The sequence below is a fragment of the Bacillus sp. FSL E2-8887 genome (assembly GCF_038007205.1).
GTDB classification, from domain to species: domain Bacteria; phylum Bacillota; class Bacilli; order Bacillales; family Bacillaceae_G; genus Bacillus_A; species Bacillus_A mycoides.
In genome coordinates this window covers 716192-738164 of the sequence record NZ_JBBOWS010000001.1, presented here as the reverse complement: position 1 = coordinate 738164, position 21973 = coordinate 716192, and the positions used below count along the sequence as shown (strand labels likewise).

The 21973-nt window shown below is 34.9% G+C and carries 20 protein-coding genes, 1 pseudogene and 1 riboswitch; of the genes and pseudogenes, 7 read left to right on the top strand and 14 right to left on the bottom strand.

Annotated features, from left to right (window positions below):
• Positions 1-103: 103 nt before the first annotated feature.
• A pseudogene (locus NSQ08_RS03535) lies at positions 104-735 on the bottom strand (IS6 family transposase).
• Positions 736-908: 173 nt separating this feature from the next.
• Between NSQ08_RS03535 and NSQ08_RS03530 the strand changes: the two are divergent.
• Complete coding sequence (locus NSQ08_RS03530) at positions 909-1439, top strand: hypothetical protein (RefSeq protein ID WP_227494006.1); 531 nt, start codon at positions 909-911, stop codon at positions 1437-1439.
• A 794-nt stretch (positions 1440-2233) separates the two neighbouring features.
• On the opposite strand, the gene NSQ08_RS03525 is transcribed toward NSQ08_RS03530, so the two are convergent.
• Positions 2234-2719: a DUF6241 domain-containing protein gene (locus NSQ08_RS03525; RefSeq protein ID WP_002130387.1), complete on the bottom strand. Its 486-nt coding sequence runs from the start codon at positions 2717-2719 to the stop codon at positions 2234-2236.
• Between the two features lie 642 nt (positions 2720-3361).
• On the opposite strand from NSQ08_RS03525, the gene NSQ08_RS03520 reads away from it, so the two are divergent.
• Complete coding sequence (locus NSQ08_RS03520; protein ID WP_340771586.1) at positions 3362-4792, top strand: IS4 family transposase; 1431 nt, start codon at positions 3362-3364, stop codon at positions 4790-4792.
• A 257-nt stretch (positions 4793-5049) separates the two neighbouring features.
• Here NSQ08_RS03520 and NSQ08_RS03515 read toward each other — a convergent pair whose 3' ends face one another.
• The 8 genes from NSQ08_RS03515 to NSQ08_RS03480 all read right to left on the bottom strand — a co-directional run bounded on the left by NSQ08_RS03515 (position 5050) and on the right by NSQ08_RS03480 (position 14297).
• Positions 5050-5487, bottom strand: coding sequence for an NUDIX hydrolase (locus NSQ08_RS03515; protein WP_001202613.1), 438 nt, complete (start codon positions 5485-5487; stop codon positions 5050-5052).
• Positions 5488-5562: 75 nt separating this feature from the next.
• On the bottom strand, positions 5563-6219 hold the full coding sequence (locus NSQ08_RS03510; protein WP_002125725.1) for a uridine kinase family protein: 657 nt from the start codon (positions 6217-6219) through the stop codon (positions 5563-5565).
• A 258-nt stretch (positions 6220-6477) separates the two neighbouring features.
• Entirely contained in the window at positions 6478-7089 is a 612-nt protein-coding gene (locus tag NSQ08_RS03505) for a DUF2812 domain-containing protein (protein ID WP_002035046.1), read from the bottom strand.
• Between the two features lie 16 nt (positions 7090-7105).
• Positions 7106-7420: a PadR family transcriptional regulator gene (locus NSQ08_RS03500; protein ID WP_001078071.1), complete on the bottom strand. Its 315-nt coding sequence runs from the start codon at positions 7418-7420 to the stop codon at positions 7106-7108.
• A 140-nt stretch (positions 7421-7560) separates the two neighbouring features.
• Positions 7561-9297, bottom strand: a complete 1737-nt coding sequence (locus NSQ08_RS03495; RefSeq protein WP_340771579.1) for an S-layer homology domain-containing protein — start codon at positions 9295-9297, stop codon at positions 7561-7563.
• A gap of 222 nt (positions 9298-9519) precedes the next feature.
• Positions 9520-11904: an immune inhibitor A domain-containing protein gene (locus NSQ08_RS03490; protein ID WP_340771577.1), complete on the bottom strand. Its 2385-nt coding sequence runs from the start codon at positions 11902-11904 to the stop codon at positions 9520-9522.
• Between the two features lie 385 nt (positions 11905-12289).
• Complete coding sequence (locus tag NSQ08_RS03485; protein ID WP_340771576.1) at positions 12290-13246, bottom strand: ATP-grasp domain-containing protein; 957 nt, start codon at positions 13244-13246, stop codon at positions 12290-12292.
• A complete protein-coding gene (locus tag NSQ08_RS03480; RefSeq protein ID WP_113709112.1) occupies positions 13239-14297 on the bottom strand; it encodes an LLM class flavin-dependent oxidoreductase in 1059 nt (352 codons plus the stop codon). Before NSQ08_RS03480 ends, NSQ08_RS03485 begins: the two co-directional genes overlap by 8 nt.
• Before the next feature lie 82 nt (positions 14298-14379).
• Positions 14380-14486: riboswitch (SAM riboswitch) on the bottom strand.
• A 257-nt stretch (positions 14487-14743) separates the two neighbouring features.
• Here NSQ08_RS03480 and NSQ08_RS03475 point away from each other — a divergent pair.
• Positions 14744-14950, top strand: a complete 207-nt coding sequence (locus NSQ08_RS03475) for a hypothetical protein (RefSeq protein ID WP_340771570.1) — start codon at positions 14744-14746, stop codon at positions 14948-14950.
• Between the two features lie 249 nt (positions 14951-15199).
• On the opposite strand, the gene NSQ08_RS03470 is transcribed toward NSQ08_RS03475, so the two are convergent.
• Positions 15200-15589 carry a hypothetical protein gene (locus NSQ08_RS03470; RefSeq protein ID WP_060750949.1) on the bottom strand — a complete coding sequence of 130 codons (390 nt, stop codon included), beginning with the start codon at positions 15587-15589 and terminating at the stop codon, positions 15200-15202.
• A 292-nt stretch (positions 15590-15881) separates the two neighbouring features.
• Here NSQ08_RS03470 and NSQ08_RS03465 point away from each other — a divergent pair, with 292 nt between their 5' ends.
• Positions 15882-16433: a DUF4352 domain-containing protein gene (locus tag NSQ08_RS03465; RefSeq protein ID WP_016101673.1), complete on the top strand. Its 552-nt coding sequence runs from the start codon at positions 15882-15884 to the stop codon at positions 16431-16433.
• A 98-nt stretch (positions 16434-16531) separates the two neighbouring features.
• On the opposite strand, the gene NSQ08_RS03460 is transcribed toward NSQ08_RS03465, so the two are convergent.
• On the bottom strand, positions 16532-16702 hold the full coding sequence (locus NSQ08_RS03460) for a DAK2 domain-containing protein (RefSeq protein ID WP_336619607.1): 171 nt from the start codon (positions 16700-16702) through the stop codon (positions 16532-16534).
• Between the two features lie 191 nt (positions 16703-16893).
• The gene (locus NSQ08_RS03455) at positions 16894-17400 is read right to left on the bottom strand and encodes an RrF2 family transcriptional regulator (RefSeq protein WP_016101675.1); all 507 of its coding nucleotides are present in this window, start codon (positions 17398-17400) and stop codon (positions 16894-16896) included.
• 210 nt (positions 17401-17610) lie between these two features.
• Here NSQ08_RS03455 and NSQ08_RS03450 point away from each other — a divergent pair, with 210 nt between their 5' ends.
• Entirely contained in the window at positions 17611-18252 is a 642-nt protein-coding gene (locus NSQ08_RS03450) for an FMN-dependent NADH-azoreductase (RefSeq protein WP_016101676.1), read from the top strand.
• 74 nt (positions 18253-18326) lie between these two features.
• Here NSQ08_RS03450 and dhaK read toward each other — a convergent pair whose 3' ends face one another.
• Entirely contained in the window at positions 18327-20078 is a 1752-nt protein-coding gene (gene dhaK, locus NSQ08_RS03445; protein ID WP_340771563.1) for a dihydroxyacetone kinase subunit DhaK, read from the bottom strand.
• A 178-nt stretch (positions 20079-20256) separates the two neighbouring features.
• Here dhaK and dhaS point away from each other — a divergent pair, with 178 nt between their 5' ends.
• Positions 20257-20823: a dihydroxyacetone kinase transcriptional activator DhaS gene (gene dhaS, locus NSQ08_RS03440; protein WP_000204216.1), complete on the top strand. Its 567-nt coding sequence runs from the start codon at positions 20257-20259 to the stop codon at positions 20821-20823.
• 19 nt (positions 20824-20842) lie between these two features.
• The gene (dhaQ, locus tag NSQ08_RS03435; protein ID WP_340771560.1) at positions 20843-21841 is read left to right on the top strand and encodes a DhaKLM operon coactivator DhaQ; all 999 of its coding nucleotides are present in this window, start codon (positions 20843-20845) and stop codon (positions 21839-21841) included.
• Positions 21842-21973 lie beyond the last annotated feature (132 nt).

Genomic DNA, 21973 nt, shown 5'->3' with positions numbered 1-21973 from the left:
TTATAGCCCTAAATATTTCTCAGTGTGTATTAGTATATAAGGTTCTGGTGCAAAGATAAAATGAAAACCAATAAAATGCATATGTTCCTAACAGAATTGTATTTTATACTACAAGTTCAAACAATTGATGGATGAATTCTTTCTGATTTTGGACAGACTGGTCCCGTAAATCAATCTGTTCTTTTTTAATCATATGCATAGCTTCTACTCCAGAAAGAATGGATGTAGCTGTGTCAAAGCATTTGAACCCTAGCATAGAACGGATTCGTTTCTTGATAAAGCGATGATCTTGTTCTACTATATTATTCAAGTACTTTTGTTGTCTAAGTCGCATACCGTTAGGTATGCTTTTTTCAACTGTTCAATTGCTATAGGATAAGCTGGATTCTTGTCGACTGTTATAACACGAGGCTTTGAAACATGAAAAGACCGCAAAGCTTTCTTGAAAAAGCGCTTTGCAGCCTTCTGATCTCTTGTTTTGCTTAGGCAAAAATCGATTGTGCTTCCTGTCGAATCAACAGCACGATACAGGTACATCCATTGCCCTTTTACTTTGATATATGTTTCATCGACTCTCCAAGAGTCATTTGTTTGTTTGAGGTAACGTCGGATCCGTTCCTCCATCATTTCCACTAAATTACGAAAACTGAGATTGTACCGTAGGTACCATCTTACTGTTAATAAGATAATATCAGGCTGATAGTGCTTCCATTTGAACAAATTTCTCTTTTCCATACTAATCACACACCTTATTAGAGTAATAGTATCAGTATGTCCAAGGTTTATAGATTTTTTGCACCAGAACCCTTATTATTACGTCAAATGATTACAATATTAGTAGATTTAAAAAACTGATTGGTGAACACAATATTTCCCTCACAAATACTGAATACTCTCTTGAACCTGATATGTTTAACTGGTTATTTTATGTTTATACGGAACGTGATGGAATATTAAACGCCGAAACAAAATTAGAAAATATTAGTGGTTTTGTAGGAAATGTAACTGATGACGCCAATGTTTTTACAGGAGCATCTTACCAGACGACAGAACTAATAGCGACCAAAGCGTTTATAAGTAATGGTGGAGAACTAAAAAAGATAACACTTAGAGTTAGAGACACAGATGTAGATATTACTTGTATGGTTAATGAAAATTCTACTGTTGTAATAAGTTGTAATGCATCATTAAAATTAAGAATAATGGATAGCATGGATGATGCAACTTTTCTGTTATTGTATTTATATGGTTACTTAATCCTTAGGTTAAAACAATTGTATATGAATGAATCGGAGAGCTTTATCAAAGAAGATAATCCCAAATTTTCAAAGAAAATTGGGATTGATGTAATTAAATCAATTGTTGAAAAAAATAATATTTTATTGAAAGATCTTGAGTCATTTTTGCTAGAAGTCGCATGTGAGCAAGAGCATAGTTGATAATTGTGTTTACTTAATCAAAATGACAGGTTCTATTGCAAATTTTCTTAACAAATACATACTTAGGTTGAGTACAATTAAATCTCATGCAATTGTTAGTAACTTTCGTAATTCATTGTACGTTGAAAAACCACAGTTTGGCCACAAACTGTGGTTTTTTCTTATATATAGCCATGAATGGTTTTGATTCCTTTCAAGGGGTACGGAAACGATTCAAAGTGTGAGGGTCCACTCTGGGGAAATATTTAAATTGATACGATAAGTATAAACAAGAAACCTATCCGCAGATAGGTTTCTATTTTTATTAACAGATGTGCTTTTTATACTTGAAAATTATGTGAATTTATAAAGAGAACAAACAACGGTCTAAGGAACCTGAAAATTCCAATGGATATTTTGAATAAAAAACTTTAAATCAATATATATTTAATAATAAATTCTTAAAAAATATAAGTATTGGTTAATATAGAAGAATGGGGGATTCTTACAGAAAGGTATATATTTTTATTGGTTTATAATCTATACAAATAAAATATACATATAAATGTGTATAAATATAAAATATTAAATCCGACCTATCTCTCTATTTGTGTTTGTCATTGGCTATTCTGCTTTCTTGTTGTTTAAAATAAAAAGAGGAACAACTAATGTTCCTCTTGTAATCTCTAAGAATTTGGTATATGGACAGCTTATATTTTAAATAAAGTTCAAACGAAAATGAAATTTGCAACATTTCACCTATAAACACTAAAAACAAACAAAGAGCGATTTTTTCACCCTTTGTTTGTTGTAGATTATTTATTTAATTCAGCTTTTGCTTGTTTCAAGAGATACTCCTTTTCTTGCTCTGGCGTAGCCTCTTTATATGCTTTACCATCGTTCCCATCTTTCCACTTACTCAACATATTATGCTCTTTAACTATTTGAGAAAAATCCCCGTGTTCCCATCGATCGATGATCATACGATACTCTCCTAAATGCTTTACATACATTGGAGTGCTTTTAGTGATTGCCTCTTTTACTTCTTGAATATTCTCGGCACTCATTTTGATAAAGCCCTCTTTCTTATCGGATAACACCTTTTGATTAGTCATTTTGAGCATTGTATCATTTATGCGTTTTTCAGCTTCCACTGCCACTTCGACTTTTTCCCCTTTAACCGAGTTGATCATTTCCTCCTCTTTGTGATTCCCGAGGTAATCCCCAACTTTAAAACCTGTTAAAACACCGATCGCTATACAAAAAATTAAAATCAATGATACTTTCGTTATTTTTCTCATTTATTAATCCTCCTTTACTATGAAGAGCCATTTGCAATATAACTTTTATAGAGCAGCTCGACATTTGCGCTCTTTAATAATTTAAGCATAAATTCTATGTTCTTTTAAAAAACAGGTATAATTTATCAGTGCAGTACAACAATTCCTTATATGATCCTTTTTTCCTTTTCTAATAGGTAACCTGCGCTTTCAACCAATTTGATTTCATCAATAAGAGAAAAAACAGTCTTTGATATATTAGGTGTCAATTACAATTGTACCATTTCTAAAGATCGAGCGGCTTAATTGAAAAAAACAAACCCCATTAGGATTTATGATGTATGTAAATTCTTAAATAATCTACACCACTCCCCTGAAAATTTCCTAAGTCTTAGTTTGATAGTGATGTGGAAGACCCCCCTTTTATAGTTTATAGAAGAAGTACATCAGTTATCTATTAAAACTATTATTTAAAAAAATTTCCTAAATGTTTTATTTATTCTACTTTCGTTTCACTTAATAAGGTAAGGAGCTAATTTACTAGATAACTTGATTAAATAGGGGTATCCCCCATCACCATCAAGCTAAAGAGAAATTGTATCCATAAAACGAAAAAAACGTTATTCTTTCTGTAGAATCATAGGAAAGGATGGCGTTTTTGATATGAACTTATCTATTTCTAATGAACTAGAATTGTTTTCTAAAGAGTTGCAGCGATATATGTCACCTGATGCTTTAGAGCAATTAGCTAAAAATGTAGGATTTGTGAAACGAAAAAGTAAATACCGCGCACAAGATTTAGTGGCCCTATGTATTTGGTTAAGTCGAAACATAGCCCATACTTCATTGACACAATTATGTAGTCAGTTAGAAGCTAACACAGGCATTTCTATGAGTCCAGAAGGACTCAATCAACGTTTTAATTCCCAGGCTGTTCTGTTTTTACAACAGCTCTTAGCATATTTACTTCACCAACAAGTTGGTTCTTCTAGCAAGATTCCAACTTTGTATACAAACTATTTTCGACGTATTCGTGTATTGGATTCTACACATTTTCAGATTCCAGATAAATTCACTTCTACATATCAAGGTTCAGGTGGTAGTGGTCAAAATGCTGGCGTGAAAATTCAACTAGAGTATGATTTACTAAGTGGTCAGTTTCTACATGTTCATGTAGGATCAGGAAAGCACAATGATAAAACGTATGGTTCTACTTGTTTAACGTCCCTTCAACCGAACGATGTATGTATACGTGATTTAGGATACTTCGATTTAAAAGACTTACATACGATAAAAGAGTGTAATGCTTATTTTATTTCAAGATTAAAGCTCAATACACGTATATATCAGAAGAATAAAGAGCCTGAATACTTTCAAAATGGAACAATAAAAAAGCACTCTGAGTACATCCAATTAGATATGGAGCAATTCATTGACCAATTACAGTCAGGTGAAACATATGAAATTCCTGAGATTTATATTGGAATGTATCAAAAGCTTCCTGCAAGACTAGTTTTGTATAAATTAACTGAAACGCAAATGAAACGTAGACAAAAGGATTTAGCATCTAAAGAACACAAAAAGCAAATTACCTATAAAGAACGCAGTAAACGGCTTAGTGCGATTAACTTTTACATTACAAATATCCCTTCGGAATACCTACCAAAAGAACAAGTATACGATTTTTACTCTTTACGGTGGCAAATTGAACTTATCTTTAAAACATGGAAATCATTTTTTCGTATTCATCACTGTAATTCTGTAAAATTAGAACGATTAGAGTGTCATTTATACGGACAGTTAATTAGTATCCTCCTTTGTTCCTCCACTATGTTTCAAATGCGCCAATTACTCCTCACCAAGAAGAAACGAGAGTTGAGTGAATATAAAGCGATTTATATCATCAAAGATTATTTTCCACTTCTTTATCAAGCTTTACAAAAAGACACTCAAGAGATATCAAAGATACTAATTCGTTTATTCAATCTTCTACAGAAAAATGGGCGAAAATCCCATAGGTATGAGAAGAAAACAGTCTTTGATATCTTAGGCGTCGTATACAACTTTTCTATGTCCCACAATCAAGTAGCGTAATCTAAAAAAATTATAACCCGATAGGGTTTATTTAGTATGCAAATATTTAAAGAACTTACACTGGACCTTTAGAAAAAAGAAATAATCTCACGTGAGAATAAACTTATATAATCTTAGCTTGATGGGCATGGGGTGCCGCCAACAAAACGCGATTTCGTACGCTAAGAAAAAAGCCTTGCTACATAAGTAATGTAGCAAAGCTTTTTTAAGTTGTTTAATTCTCGCTCCACTATCGGCTTTGTTAACTAACACTTTAATTATTTTAACAGCCTTTTGTTTAATTCCCACAAAGCCGTTTTGTTACTATCCCATTTTAAAAGCGTTACGGCTTCCTCAAAGCACAGCCATTTATAATTGAAGTGTTCTTTAGATAATTTAATATTTTTTGTAGGAACTTTAACTCCAAAAGAAAATTCTTTTATTACATAAACATCTTCGCCCCAAAGAAATTCACCAACTACATCCTCTACTGGTAGTGAAGACACAGAATCTAGTTTTATATATGGACTTTCTCTTGTAATACCAGCCTCTTCAAACGCTTCTCGTTTTGCTGATTCAATAGGAGTCTCACCATCTTCTCCACCACCAGCTATTCCTTGCCAATAACCATAATCACTTCGATTAAAAATGGCATATTGAATGGAATCGTCAGTTTTTATATAAGGAAATATCAATACTTGATACGGTGCTCTCATTGCTTAACATCCTTCCGAAAAAATATGAAAAATTTATTCACTAACTTGCTATTTTATTAAATAAAGTATTTGTATTTAAACTTTATAAAACTCAAATGTATTTTTTTCTAAACATATTGTTTCATTGGAATTTTTGATAATAATATCAAAACGTTGACTATACTGATGCATAAACACTTCATACTGAATCCGACGTTCTTCATGAGACTTCCTTAAGTAATTAATATCGGCTCCTCTTTCAATAATATCACGGCTAGACCTTCTCATTAATTCTGTTTCTCCATCTGTATAGAAGTAAATTTTCAAATCAAATAAATTTGGATTAATAAATGCGACACTCATTCCTTCTACAATCGTCACCTTATTTTTCGAAGAAATTAACTCACTTTTTATATAATGTGTATCCATTGTATAAAAATCTAAACCAGCTCTTACCATTTGAACATCTCTTTCTAACGCAGACAAATGATGGGCTGATGGATGACAAGCTGTCATTTTATCATAATGATTTTCATTCTGATATGTATAATGGATATTTGTATACTTTCGTACATTTGAACTAACAATGTATGGATCTGTATTAATATAACTCACTTTATTTTGATTTAATTGGTTTATGAGCTTATTGGCGAACGTTGTTTTTCCGGCAGCACCGTGTCCTGAAATGCCAATAACAATCTGTTCATCGGTCATACTGATCCAATTTATAATTTCTTGTAATAACTTTTTCATTATTCTCCCCCTGTTACTAATACATTCCCTTATTTATATTATCTTAATATAGAGTTATCCTACTGTAAAATCATACATGAAGCGAAAAAAATGGTATGATTATCCATCATATCATCTCTATTTTTAAAAAACTATATTAATTTTCAAAGGATTTTATTGTTATTTGGGGTAGTACCACATGCCCATCAAGCTAACCAAGTACACCATTTACAAATTCAAAAGAATCCCCCTCAAAGCATCAACTTTAAGGGGGTCCTCCTAGTATCTTCTCTCTTCATACAATCGATTTGCTTTATATGAGAAAAAGAAAAACATACCAATCGCAGCTGGGATAAACAACCATGAAATACCTCTCATTAATGCAAATGGCGTTTCAAATAATAATGATCCTAAAAATGCTGCACCGTGCATATCCCATAATCCTGGTGTATAGTATAGGCCTTTCGGATTTAAAATCACTCCTAAATCAATTGTATTATTAAACATAAATAGGATTAACAGCGGCAAATAGCATATTGCTAATTCTAAAAATGTCTTAGATAAACGTTTATACTTCCCTGCTCGTGACATTTGATCTGAAAAAATGTCATCTTCACTTTCCTCATCTATCTTTTTAAAATATTGCGTGCCTGCCCACCATTTACCGGCTATATGCTTCCAGCCGCTATCTTCAAATAACGTACAATAATTAATAAAATCACTTCGTCTATAAAATATTCTATAATCTATTTTAATTGTCGCATCCTCTGGTTCTGCGATTTTAAATTTATAACCGAATGTATTACTTTTTAGTTGATAGCCTTTCCAAGCCATCTCTTCTAACCATTTCTCTTCTTTCTCAAAGTCTAAAAAGAATTTCAATCTCCACATCTTTGCTTCCCCCTAACTATACATTTAATAAGCTTTTTGTAACCCCAATAATGTGCTGCATTCTCATAAAGTCTAAATGTAATACTTCTTTCCCGCGTTCAGTAATGACATACACTTTTCTTCGTTTATCTTCACTTTTTACAGATTCTATTAATTGTTGCTTTAATAAATTTTCAACCGCACCATACAATGTACCCGCTGCGATTTTCACTTGATGATTACTAAGTTCCTCCACCTTTTGCATAATTAAATATCCATGAGCTGGCTCTAATAAAGCTAAAAGAACGTAATACGTTGTTTCCGTTAATGGTAAATTTTTATCTCTATTCATAAAGACCTCCAATGTAACGATTAATATATAGCTAAACTATATAGTCGAACTGTATAGTTTTATTTTATACAGTCTGACTGTATATGTCAAATTTAGGTACAAAAAAGAAACCTAGATCTCATAGGATCTAGGTTTCTTTTTTACATAAACGTAATCGTCACTAAAGAATATCCTTCTTTCACATTATACGGCTCAGCTTTATAAGAAACACGGTTCGCTCCTTGCGGATAACCGATTTCTCCAATTACTTTTTTCACATCTTGCAGTGAACCGTCCATTGATTGCTTATAAAGAACTTCAATCTTTTCTGGTTTTTCGCTATAACGCTGCTGCATTTTATTTTTCAACTCAGTATAGTTATTGGCGATGTATTCATTTGCTAAATAATTTAATTTTGTATCTTTCAATATTTGCTGATATGTAGGTGCTTTCGTACCACCTGTCGCAATTTTATTTGTTAATGTACTATAATAGTTTGTTGTAGCTTGCGGATAGTCCTCGCGGTTCCACTCATGATTTCTTGCAATTTGCTCGTCAGATAAGTTGAAATAAGAATATGTTACGCGGCCTTGTTCATCTGGCACTGGATCATCAAATGTTGTATCAAGATGGTACCACTTGTTATCGATTTTAACTAAATTCCAAGCATGAGGCTGACCGTCTCCAGTTCCTACTACAAAATGATTCTCAATTCCAGCTTCTTTTAATAATTGATAGGTTAATAGTGTGTAACCTTGGCAAACGGCAGAACGATTCGCGAGTGCCTCATATGCTGTATACGCTTTATAAGACGTATCGTAAGAAACATGTTTTACAACATAATCATGAATCGCCTTCACTTTTTCATGATCATCCATCCCGACTTGAATAATAGAAGAAACGATCGCTTTCGCTTGTTTCATCACATATTCTGTTTGTTCTTTCGTTTCACGATATGTAATATTTAGCGTAAACGTATAATTCCCTGGCGATCCAGATAGTGAGTATGAAACATTCGATCTATTATAATTTGTATACTCATTTTTACTTGCGACTTCTTTATATGCGGTGAAAAGTGTATTCATCACTTCTTTTGTATTACTGTTTTTCGTTTTATATGGAAGTGTAATATTCGTTTCATACGTATTAATACGCGTTTGTACTTCATTTTTGAATGCTGCTAATAATGCCGCATCTCCTGTATCTTGCACCGCAACCTCAGGCTTTTTATATTTCAATGCATTATATAAAAACTGTGCATACTGTTCACGCGTTACCGTTTTAGCTGGTTCAAATTTCCCGTCTCCTGTACCAGATGCAATCCCGTTTGACTGCACCGCACTAATCGCATTTTCTGCCCAAAATCCATTTGGAACATCATTAAATGTATGTTTTTGTTTAGCTGAAACTTGGAACGCATTTTTAATAATTTGCGCCATTTCTGCGCGGCTAACAGAATCTTTCGGTCTAAAACCGCCATTTCCATCACCTTTAAAAATCCCCAATTTCGTTAACGTTAAAACCTCTTCCGGAAACATTGTAGAACCTGAGCGAATATCACGATACGGATTATTTAAAGTAGACCCATCTTGTAATACATAACGAGCACCATCATTACTAAACGTACCGCCTTGCTTATTCGGTACTAACACACGATAAATTAAAGCTGCAACTTGCTCCCTCGTCGCAACATCACCAAAACCAAACATCCCATTTCCATAACCTGAAATAATATTTTTGCTCGCTAAGTCTTTAATCGCAGGATATGACCAGTGCGATGTTGGTACATCAGAAAAAACGCCCGCTTCCGCAGCTTTCACATCACTGCCATTTGTATATAATAACGCACCACCAATAAGTGATAATGATGTAATTGATTTTAATAGTTTTGTGTACATAATGCCTTCTCCCAATACGTCTTCTATTTTTTGTTGTTTTTTGTCGAAAAACCTAAAATAATATGACAAAACACATTATACAATCAAAACTTTTCGGAGGATATACTGAATTTCAAAATATGCAAAAATTCATATTTTCATTATGGTTTCCACAATAAAAATAGAGCTGTCCATAAGTCAGTTTCACCAACTTATGGACAGCTCTCATAGTTTCACCTTATTCTATCGATGAATCCAAACTGCACCTGCAGATTTGTCTTCAGCTTGACCTACTACTTCAAACTTCAATCCTAGTTTCGGCAACTTACGTCCTGCATCTGGAATAGCGCTGTTGATGTACTGCTTAGAATCATCAAATTTTGCAACTCCTGGTAATCCTTTATAGTCAAAGATACCGCGAGTTGGCGAGTCTACTCTCCATGCTGGCGCTTGATCAAATGAGAATGCCGCATCGGCAATTTGATAACGCGTACTGCTCTTCACAGTCGGTTGTCCGTTTAATGTTCCTACGATTGCCTCTGGATGAGAATCTACTACTCCTAAGAATCCTTCACCTGGATGAACGCCTACCCAGTTATCTGTAAAGCTTTGATCCGCATACCATACAACCATTCCTGTATTAAACACTGGACCACGCGCATGTTGTAACGCCGTGTCAGAACCAGCGTAATTTCTCCACTCTACATAGTAGTTATTTTTTTTCTGTTCCAATCCGTTAGACACCGTAAATCCTTTTAACGTCATTGCTGGCCCGCCTTCTGCATCATCTGAGAAAACAACTTTGCCATCTACAGTTAATGCAGCATTATCTAACGCAAATCCTTTATAAGCTACTGCAATATCTGTTAAATACTCAAATTGCAGTTTTACTTTTTTCCCTTTAAATTGGCTTAAATCGTAAGTTTTATCAACCCACTTACCATCAGTTGTATCCACGCCACCTTTTACATCTTTTTCGCCCATTCTATCAATACGTGTCTTCGTTCCATCTTCTGCAATCGCATATACGTCAAGGAAATCATACTTCGCTTCAAGTTCGTAGAATGCCTTATAATCGAACTTAGCATTCGTGGCATTTGTTAAGTCAAATACTGGTGTCTCAAGTGTTGTATGAATGTCATTTCCTTTTGTACTGTAATAAAACTTCTTACCAAATGCTGACTCGATATTTTTAATATCTTTGTCTGGTAAGTTAACACGAACGATTCCTGGTCGTTTTGATTTTGTAACACTTTGATCTAAATATGTTGCAACACCGACTCCCGTGCGAAGTTTATCATAATCTACCTCAACGATATTCGCCCAGTTACCCTTCATATTCTTTTGGAAAAACTCTTTATTTTGTGGTGAGAAACTTGTTGGCTCTGTTCCTGCAATTTTTCCAGCCCAGCTGCCGCCGCTCATAATAGACCATGACTCAACAGGTTCACCTTGTCCTGAATACTTTGTATCGTACTCATCTGGTAAGCCTAAATCATGACCATACTCATGCGCAAACACACCAACCGCTCCATCTTCAGGCTCGATTGTATAATCGTATGCAGCCATCTTTCCGCCCCAATTTGAAACAGAAGATTTTGTGCCATCAATCGCATATGGTTTTGACCCAAGTTTTGAACGATGAGACCAAATCGCATCATCTTTCAATTTACCGCCGCCAGCTTCTTGACCAACGCCCGCATGTACAACCATTAAATGATCAATAATGCCATCTGGCTCGTTTTTATTTCCATCACCATTTTGATCGTATTGATCAAATTGATCATAATCTGCTAAATTAATTCCTTTTGCTACCGCTGCTTTTAATGCTTCTTTCACAAAATCACGTGGCCCTAAAGGACCCTTATTATCATGGCCAGTTCCTGCATCCGAACCGTAATCTGAAGCTTTCCCTGGAACAGTAAGCCATTCCGTTACAGTTCCATCAACTGTGTAGCTGCCGCCAGATTGTTCTTCATAATATTGTTTAAATGTATTAATCTTCGATCCATCAAATAACGTAAATGGTTCATCACCAAATAACATTTTTTGATAATGTTCACGATTGAAGTCCTTAGAATACATGTATCCTGGCTCTTGATCAATATTGTTATGCTTAAAATCGCTAAATTCTACAAGTAAAACAAGTACTTTATCTTTTCGAACAGCACCGTTGTACTCTTCTTGCTTCGCTGGTGCAGTAGGTACTTTTCCATTTAATTTACTAGAATTCAATCCTGCACCTTGTCCAGCTACTGGCCCTACTGTTGGCTGCTGCGCCTGTTCATTTTCCTTCATTTTTGCATCTTTTACTTTTTTCATAAAATCAGAAGCTTCTTGCGTAAGACTATCTCCTGTCAAGATTTCTTTACCAGGGTTTTCCCCTTTCTTTTTCTCAACATATTTCTCGACAGCCTTTGACGTCTCAGCTTGTGATGCAGATTGATCAATTACGCCCCGTTGTTTTAGCGCTTCTGCCAAACGCTCCTCCGGTATTAAATGCTCATCTATTGGTAGAGATGATGGCGAATCAGCATACGCCGCATGACTTCCAAAAGCAAAACTACTACTTAGTACTGCCGCTGTTGCTAAAACTGATAATGGTTTTAACTTCTTATTCTTTTTCAATGCATTTCCTCCCCAGTGTCTGCGAATTATCGTTTTTTTGCCGATAGAAACATAATATTCTCTTTATAGAGAATATTCAATCTTTTTCAACAAATTAAATGTTGAGAAATATTTTTTTGTGCAGGGTGGGGATGCGTAGGATAAAAAATACAAAACTTCTACTAGTTTATGTTTTGCACATAACCATACAATGGAATCACTCGTTCTTTTATCTTGATGCGATGGAGTAGTGCTAGGAAAGGAAAAAAAATACAACATAAAAACTGATACTTTTCTTGCTGGTGCAAAAACTCTAAAAACCTTGTAAGTACGCTCTTAAACTTGGACATACTGATACTATTAATTTAGCAAAGGTTTGCACCAGAACCTTATTTTTTAATCAACATTATTTAACTGACTCTACTTGTTTTTCTAATTCTATTCCAAGGAATTTAGCAAGCTCAAGCATACCAAATTGATTCGCTACAGACTCTGCGTCAGAATTATAGTTTGTGTTTGTATTAATATCATACGTATAAATTGTTCCATCCGAACTGCGGATAAATTCAATACCAGCGACAGTAATTTCATTTTCTTTCAAAAATTCTTTGTATTGTTCAATAATTGGCTCTTGGAAGTCCGATATAATTTCAAATTTTGTTGACGACTCTTTCTTACTCTCTTCTCCTACTGGGCAAAAAGCATCTTGAATCGAGCATGCATCTGCCGGGCAAAGCTCAAATCCTTCTGATGTATCTACTTTAACTGCATATACAAACTGACCGCCTACAAACTCACAACGTGTAATATATGGTTCTGGCGCTTCAATATATTGCTGGATTAAAGTAATTCCATCAATAGGTTCTTCAAATGTCGGACCATCCAAATATTGTTCTAAAGCATCAATAGAATGAAAAAGTTGAACACCAAGGCCTTTACCTGCACGGTTATGCTTTGTAATGAACGGTACTTCCCCTAACTCCCTTGCTGCTTTTACTATATTATCACGGCCAACAGTACCAATTGTTTTCGGCACTTGTATCCCAAATTTTCTTAATGCTGCATATTGATTCAATTTACTTACTTCAAGGCGTAATGCACGAGATCCATTAAATACTGTTCGCCCGTATCCCTCTAGCCAAGCAAGAACCCCTTCAGTCAATTCAGGTGCATATCGATGCCCTCTCGTATGTGAAGAAGCACTCATGCGGCTATAAAAAACACCTTGGGGAGGTTCTTGTTCTAACGAAACAGTTCCTTCATCCAAAAACCATTCCTCATAAGGTAACTCTAATTCTTCCAACCTTTTCACCAAATGATTCGTCCATTCCTTATTCTCATGTAATATGTAAATTTTACTCATTTGTAATCAATTCCTTTCTTTTTGCTTCAACTAATGGCATCACTTTTTCAGAAAATCGTTTCATCTCTTCAAGCTGCGGTGAAAATTGTAAAAGTAATAACGTAACACCCACTTTTTCAAAAGCAAGTATCCTTTCTGCAATTTGTTCTGGTGTTCCGATTAAATTAGGACGTAACCCGCGATTAGATACGGAATAATCATTGAGCTTCACTTGCTGTTCCAAATGCGATTTACTAATAAAGTCTTGATAACCCGCGTAACCTAAAGCATCGTCTTTCACATCCGTTATGCGTCCCCATTCCTCTAACGCCTCTTCTTCTGTATCACGACAAATGACGTAAGCCGCAAGCCCGAATGACTGCAATGGCTCCTCTGTGACTTTCTTTCTACGATTCTTCATATCTTCTATTTTCACAAATACTTCTTCCACTGTTCCGCCATGCATTACATATGCATCCGCGTGATTTACAATTACTTCTTTTCCTCGCTCACTCTCACCACCTGCATAGATCTTAATGCCTTGTTTCTGCACAGGTTTTGGACTTAAATGTGTATGATGAAGCTCATAAAAGTTCCCTTTATAAGAAAACTCTTCTTCTTTCCAAAGCTCTTTCAAAACTGTTACAAATTCCTCTGTGCGATCATATCGTTCATCATGTGCGGTAAATACCCCGCCGTACTGTCTCGCTTCTTCTTCCCACCATGCTGAAACTACATTCAATGTAAAACGGCCATTACTTAATTGATCAATATTCGCTGCCATTTTCGCTGTAACTGCTGGATTGTGAAAACCAGGTCTTACAGCTGTCATAATCTCTAATCGATCTGTTACCGCAGCAAGTGCTGCCGCAGTTGTCCATGCTTCCAAACTTGGTGCTGAAACACCTTTTATATCATTTAAGTTTAATTCCGCAATAAGGGTTGTTGAAAAACCTAATTGTTCTGCCGCTTGCGCTGTTTGTTTTGCATACTCAAACGTAGGCGGCATAGATTCATCATCTACATTTCGAAGCCATCCCCCAAAAATCGGCAACCAAAAACCATACTCCACTACATATTCCCCCTTTATCTTTTAGCCATAAAAAAATCTACTCTTATCGAAATAAGAGTAGCCTTCTTGACTAAGTGAACCGCTCTTATCTTTCAGGTGTTTTTTCACCTGCAGGATTTGGCACCTTTCGTCTAAAACGAGGTTGCCGAAGTTTCATAGGGCCCGTCCCTCCACTTCTCAACATAAGAATTGTTTGATTTCTATTTATTATAATCATCAGAATAATAAAACTCAATACTTTAATACTTATTTTTCCGATAAACATTAAATGATATATGAAAAACCATATTGTTATAGAGGTTTATAAGGGTATTGTGTTGTTTTACTTGCGAATATATAAAGGGGTATGTTGTATCATGTCGAAAACATCATTTATAACCAAGTTGCTTTACTTCTGTCTTAAAAACACAGAAAAATAAATATCAATCAAATGAGGTGTTAGTAACATGAGAAATAAACGATGCGAGAATTGTGGTTCTACTACATTTAAAGAAGGAAGGGTTGGATCTGCTTATCATGCATATGTTTGTGAGGATGAATCTAGTAGATTCTTTTCAGGAGGGAAACGTTCCAAACTATTAACCACATTTTGTTTAGAGTGCGGTGAGGTGCAATCATTTAGAGTTGAAAAACCGGAGATATTTAAAGAATAAAATAATACTAATTACATATTATGCAGATGTTTATTAATGATACAGTAGGAATGATAACAACGGACGATTTCGCTACAACTAGAGTAAATACACCAATCATATTAATAAAAAAACAAGGAACCTATTAGTCGATTCCTTGTTTATTTGGCTAAAGCAGACTTCTTTGGAGAACCCAAATAAAAGTTAAATCAACTCCTATTTAACATTTTCCTTCAGATATATGACAGTAAAGAATACATCATCACGGTATCAGCATGCAAAAGTGTATTCTGCATTTCTGAAAACAGTAGATGGCAGATTGTGACCTGCTGAATCTGCTAAGAAAGAATATACAAGAACATCCTTAACATCATCTTTATTTCCACTAACGATGACATCAAGAAAATCTTCTATTTCGAATTCTGGCGTAAACAACACAATCTTAGTTGTTCTGTTTGGTTCTAAAGAAACAAACGTACGAGAGATTTCAACTAACTCATTTTGAGTCGGGAAAGAAATGTTTCGACTTCTCTTAACACTTATCGTTACATTACTAGTATGACAGCGTGAATCATTGTTTAACATAATGTTGAGAGCAGTTGGAATAATCCCATTTTCAGAAACTGGAACTCGAAACACTCCAGTAGATTTATGAGCCATATAATCACATCCTTTCAAAATAAAATATATTTACAATATATTAGATGCAAGAAACGTTCATTTTGATAGGGACAAATTATATGATTAATATATCTATAATAACCCTTGGTATTACTAAGACAATGATTTAAAAGATTAAAAAATATCGTGAGAACCAATCGAATGTATATTAAAAGGAAAAAGAATAAGGTGTCTAAAAGATTCCCTATTTTGAGCCAATAATGAGACATTATGTTAATCTTATATGTATAGTTGCACAAAATTGAGAAACTTAAGGAGACAGATCAATTTTATGAGAAAATCATTCATATTACTTACTTTAATTCTAGTATTAGTCAGTGTTACGGCTGCTTGTACACAAGATAAAAAAGATAGTGCCGTTGAAAATGGTCCAATAGAAGAACCAACCGCAAAAAATGAAAATGAAGAATTAATAAATTTTGAAGAAAAAGAAGATATGAGCCGCTTGGAACAAGGTATTTTATTAGTTGGTGAGAGTGTTAAGGGAGGCTATTACTTGGCCACCGTTCAAAATGCATATTTAAATGCTAGTAACGATTCCGTCGTTGTTAATGTCTCTGTAAAAAATGTACGAGGTCAAATGATTGGACTATCAGAATTAAAATATAACTTAAAAGATGAAAAAGACGGAAAGGCCTATGAAGGCAAGGTGCTTGACCAAAACCCTTCTGATATACAAGTTAAACCAAATGAAACGGTAGAATTAAAAATAGCTTTTGAAGTAACAAGTACCGCAGATGAATATATGTTTTATATTGAAAGCTCTTTAGAATCTCTAGAAGCACACTGGAAAATCGATAAGCTGCAATCACAAAAAAACTAAGTCTCAAATAAGCAAAAAGCAATGAAAAATTTGATATAGATACAAATGAAGAATATATAAAAGTCCCTCCGCCTTAAGGCAGAGGGACTTTCTAATTCCTATTTCAAACTACCCGCAATCTCCGTAAAGATAACCCCAATTGCATGCGCACCTGCATCTGGATAGCCTAAGCTTCTTTCACCAACTGTACCAGCGCGACCCATACGAGCTACGATTTCTTTCGTATACTCTGCTCCTTTTTCAAAGGCGATTTTCACTATGTTTAAAATATCTGAAAACATAAATTCATTTGCTTTTTACGAAAATAAAATTGTATTTTTTAGAATTTTAATGTTAATCAATTTGAAACTTTATGAGTTAATTAAATGTGATATTTAAAGAAGGAATTTATGATGAAGTACTCACATGATGGAATTAATGTTAAAAAACAAAAAAACTCTAACTAATTCGTCATGGCGATTTAGTTAGAGTTTTTTTGTTTGAAGTATTCACGAGTATCTACCCTTATTTTTTCAGGTAAAACAATGTCAAGTTCTTTATCTAACCATGCAAGAGTCTTTTTACGGAGAAACTCACGCATGTGTTCTTCTGCTTCAAGCATTACTAAGTTAATTGTACAAGAAGAATTGCTAGGTTCACAAGAATTACAAGCCTCGTCTCGATATAGTAAGCCATTCTGCACAATATTTTTACATTGAAAAATAGGTTTTGGACCTTCGACAGCTTCTATTACATCCCAAAAAGAGATATCTTCTGGAGACTTAGCTAACCTATATCCTCCCTTTACACCTGGGACAGAATTCACAATGTCAGCTTTAGATAATTTACCGAAAACTTTTGAAAGAAATGTTTCAGAAAGTCCTTGAAACTCTGCCAAATCTTTTATTCCAACACTTTCCTTGGAAGGAGTATTAATTAAATAAACTAGGCAATGCAAGGCATATTCAACCCCAACACTATATTGCATATACAAATCACCTGCTTTTTATTTTAAGGGTTATCAAATTGTATCTTAGGACCATTTAGAATTTTAGTCAAATAAAAAAAGGCTCTTTTAGAATAGTATGTATTTCATTTGACAAAAATAATTTCAGAGTTTATATTAAAGACCAAACTAATCGACGATTAATTTAGTCGATAATTAAAACGTAAAAACTTTTAAAAAGGGGAAATACAAATGAACAAAACACTTATCATAAACGCACATCCGAAAGTGGATGATACATCATCAGTCAGCATTAAGGTTCTTAACCACTTTTTAGTATCTTATAAAGAATTAATTCCTAATAATGAAACGATTGAACAGATTAATTTATACGATGATGTAGTACCAATGATAGATAAAACTGTTTTAAGCGCATGGGAAAAGCAAGGAAATGGACAGAAGTTAACTGATGAAGAACAAAAAGTAACAGAGCGTATGTCCGAAATTTTACAACAATTTAAAAGTGCAAATACGTATGTTATCGTATTACCTTTGCACAACTTTAATATTCCATCAAAGTTAAAAGATTACATGGACAATATCATGATTGCACGTGAAACATTTAAATATACTGAAACTGGATCAGTGGGATTACTTAAAGATGGAAGAAGAATGCTTGTTATACAAGCAAGTGGAGGAATCTATACAAATGATGATTGGTATACAGAAGTGGAATACTCTCATAAATATTTAAAAGCAATGTTTAATTTCCTAGGTATTGAAGATTATCAAATCGTTCGTGCACAAGGAACAGCAGTACTAGATCCAAATGAAGTATTACAAAATGCATATAAAGAAGTTGAAGAAGCAGCTTCTAGATTGGCTAACAAATAAATTTTTTCACTGGAAGAATGATGGTTATAATTAAAGATCCCCTCCACCTTAAGGCAGAGGGGATCTTTTAATTTCTATTTCAAACTACCCGCAATCTCCGTGAAGATCACCCCAAGTGCATGCGCACCTGCATCAGGATAGCCTAAACTTCTTTCACCAACTGTACCGGCGCGGCCCATGCGAGCTACGATTTCTTTCGTATACTCTGCTCCTTTAACCGCTGCTTCTGCTCCTTTTTCAAAGGCAGTTTTCATGTCTGATTCGTTTGAAGCGCTATTTAACCAAGAGTCTACACATGGAGCAAGTGCGTCAACAAGTGTTTTATCACCAACTACCGCTCCTCTACCGAACGATCTTTCACCGATAGATTGTATGCCTTGAAGTGCCGCTTGCAATATTTCAGCGAACTCTTTGGCTGTTAACTCACGTTTTTCGCCTGCTGCTTTACTAGCTGCGCGGAATGCTCCGCCCCAAATTGGACCAGAAGCGCCGCCGCAATGTTCCATAATAATCATTGAACAACCGTCAAGGAATGATCCGATCGTTACATTCTCTTGTCCTAAAATAGAATGCCACTCACGCTTTAATTGCTTAAATCCTTTTGCAACACTCATTCCGAAGTCGCCGTCACCTGCATGTGTATCTAACTCACAGAACGGTACTTCATTTTTAATAATAATGTCACTCATTTTATCAACAAGATAAATCATGTTATTTAATGTAATGACATTATCTTTAATAACAGCGTGCTCTTCCGCTGTTTCTAGTTCAAATGAAACTTCCTTCTCTTCTACATCTTCAAGCACATTCACGTACTCTACACTTTCAACAGGTCCATCTACTTTAAACGCTGGTGTATTACACTCTTTCGATAACAACGTTTTTAACTCGTCATCTAACTTCATCACTGTTAAAGACATACCAGCCATATCGATACTCGTCATATAATTACCGACGAATACTCTATTAATTTTAATGTTTCTAGCAGCTAATTCTCTCGTAACTGCGTTGTTAAATAAGTATAGTTCTTGCAGTGGTGTGCCGCCAAAACCATTTACAAGAAGCGCGATTTCCTCACCATCTTTTACTCCTAAATCTTTTATTAAATCATTTGTCATACGGTTAGCTAATTCATCTGCTGACATCGTTTTTTCACGTTTAATACCTGGTTCACCGTGAATACCTACGCCGTATTCCATTTCATCTTCTTCAAGTGCAAAAGTAGGTGATCCGCTCGCTGGTACTGTACAAGAAGTTAAAGCTAAACCGATTGTACGCACGTTAGCCGCTGCTTTTTCCGCTACAGCTTTCACCGCTCCTAAATCCATTCCTGCTTCCGCTGCTGCGCCGGCAATTTTATGCACTAAAATAACTCCCGCAACACCGCGGCGTCCTACTGTATACAGGCTATCTTCTACCGCAATATCATCGTCTACTTTTACGTAGTCGACTTCAATTCCATCTTCAGTCGCTAAATGTGCACCGTTTTTGAAATTCATAATATCGCCGCTATAATTTTTAATAATTAATAACGTACCTTTTTTACTAGCTGTCTCTTTAATTGCTTGATAGACCTGAATTTGCGAAGGAGAAGCAAACACATCTCCGCACACTGCTGCATCCAGCATTCCTTTTCCGACTAGACCTGCATGCGCTGGCTCATGACCACTACCGCCGCCACTAATTAACGTTACTTTATTTTCATTCATTTCTTTCTTCTTAATGACTTTATATTTTTTCAAAAACTCAAGCTCTGGATGAGCCATCACCATTCCGTTGCACATTTCCATTACTAATGTTTCTGGTTTATTTATAATCTTTTTCATTGTGATTCTCCCTCAATTCCTTTAATATATTGTGATATATTTGAAATCTTCTTCTTACTACTCATGTTAAAATGAAAGCGTTTTATAGTAAACGGACAAAATGGACAATCTGTCTAAAGACACCGCTCTCATTTGTAGGTAGGATTTTCATATTACTAACATTCTAGGGATGATTCAGATGACCTCTTCTATAATTTCTAAAAAGATAATCGCGAATTCATTGAAGTATTTAATGGAAACAGAGTCGTTTCATAAAATATCAGTGAGCGATATTATGTTACACTGTCAAATGCGTAGGCAAACTTTTTATTATCATTTTAAAGATAAATTCGAACTATTAAGCTGGATTTATAGAGAAGAAACGAAAGAAAACATTATCGACTTTCTCGACTATGAAACATGGGAAAATATTTTCGATTTATTATTTGATTACTTTTACGAAAATCAAAAATTTTACCGAAATGCATTTAAAGTCATTGAGCAAAACTCGTTTAATCACTATTTATTTGAGCATACGAAAAACTTATATATGAAGATTATTGATGAACTATCGATGAGCTGTGGATTCAGCCTTTCTGATGAGACAAAAAATACGATTGCCTCCTTTTATAGTCACGGCTTCGTTGGAACGATAAAAGATTGGATTGAAAGCAAGTGCGAAGTAGATCCTTCCATTATGTCTTCTCTCATGAAAAATATGATAAACAATCAATTACTACTATTACTGGAGCAATCAGCAAAGTAATTAAAGGGTGGTAAAAGCAATGAAAAAGATTATGAATGATGTACAAAATATCGTTCAAGATATGCTGCATGGCTTTTATTTTGAACATAACGACAAAGTGAATTACGACGAAACAAATAACATCATTTATGTAAAAGATATCGAAAAACTGAAGCAAGACGTCGCTATTATAAGCGGCGGTGGTAGCGGACACGAACCAGCTGATATTGGCTATGTAGGAAACGGAATGCTTACGGCGGCAGTAAACGGCAGTATCTTCACTCCCCCTACAGTCGAACAAATTGTGGCGGCAACTCGCTTAATGCCAAAAGATAAAAGTATTTTATTCATCATAAAAAACTTTAAAGATGACGTAGAAAACTTTTTAGCGGCAGAACAAATCGCAAAAGAAGAAGGAAGACAAATTGACCACATCATCGTAAATGACGACGTTTCAATTGAAGATGATGCTTCTTTTAACAAAAGAAGACGCGGCGTTGCTGGCACTGTTTTCGTTCAAAAAATACTTGGTGCGGCCGCTCTTGAAGATCACTCTTTAGACGAACTAACAGCACTCGGCCGTTCTATCACCGAAAACTTACACACATTAGGAGTCGCCCTTTCACCTGCAAATGATCCAGTACAAGGAAAAGCTTCCTTCACATTAAACGACGATGAAGTGTTTTACGGCGTTGGTATCCATGGCGAAAAAGGTTACCGTAAAGAAGCACTATCCTCTTCTGAAATATTAGCGATCGAACTTATGAACAAACTAAAAAGCATTTATCGCTGGAGAAAAGGTGACAACTTCGCCATCCTCATTAACGGACTCGGTGCAACACCATTAATGGAACAATACATTTTCGCAAACGACATTCGCCGTTTATGTGAGCTGGAAGGCTTACATGTGAAGTTCGTAAAGGTTGGTACCCTTCTCACTTCTTTAGATATGAAAGGTGTTTCGCTCAGTTTGCTTAAAATAGAAGATTCGGATTGGGTGAAGTGGTTGAAGGCGGATGTTAGAGCGAGTGGTTGGTAACAATAAACTAAACCTTATGATGATTGAACGTTTAGTAATCAAAGGTACTGACTTATATGAAGAATGTATAAATCTTAGGTATCTGTAAATAAATCGAAGCATACATACTATTTGCAAGTTATCCACCAGTTT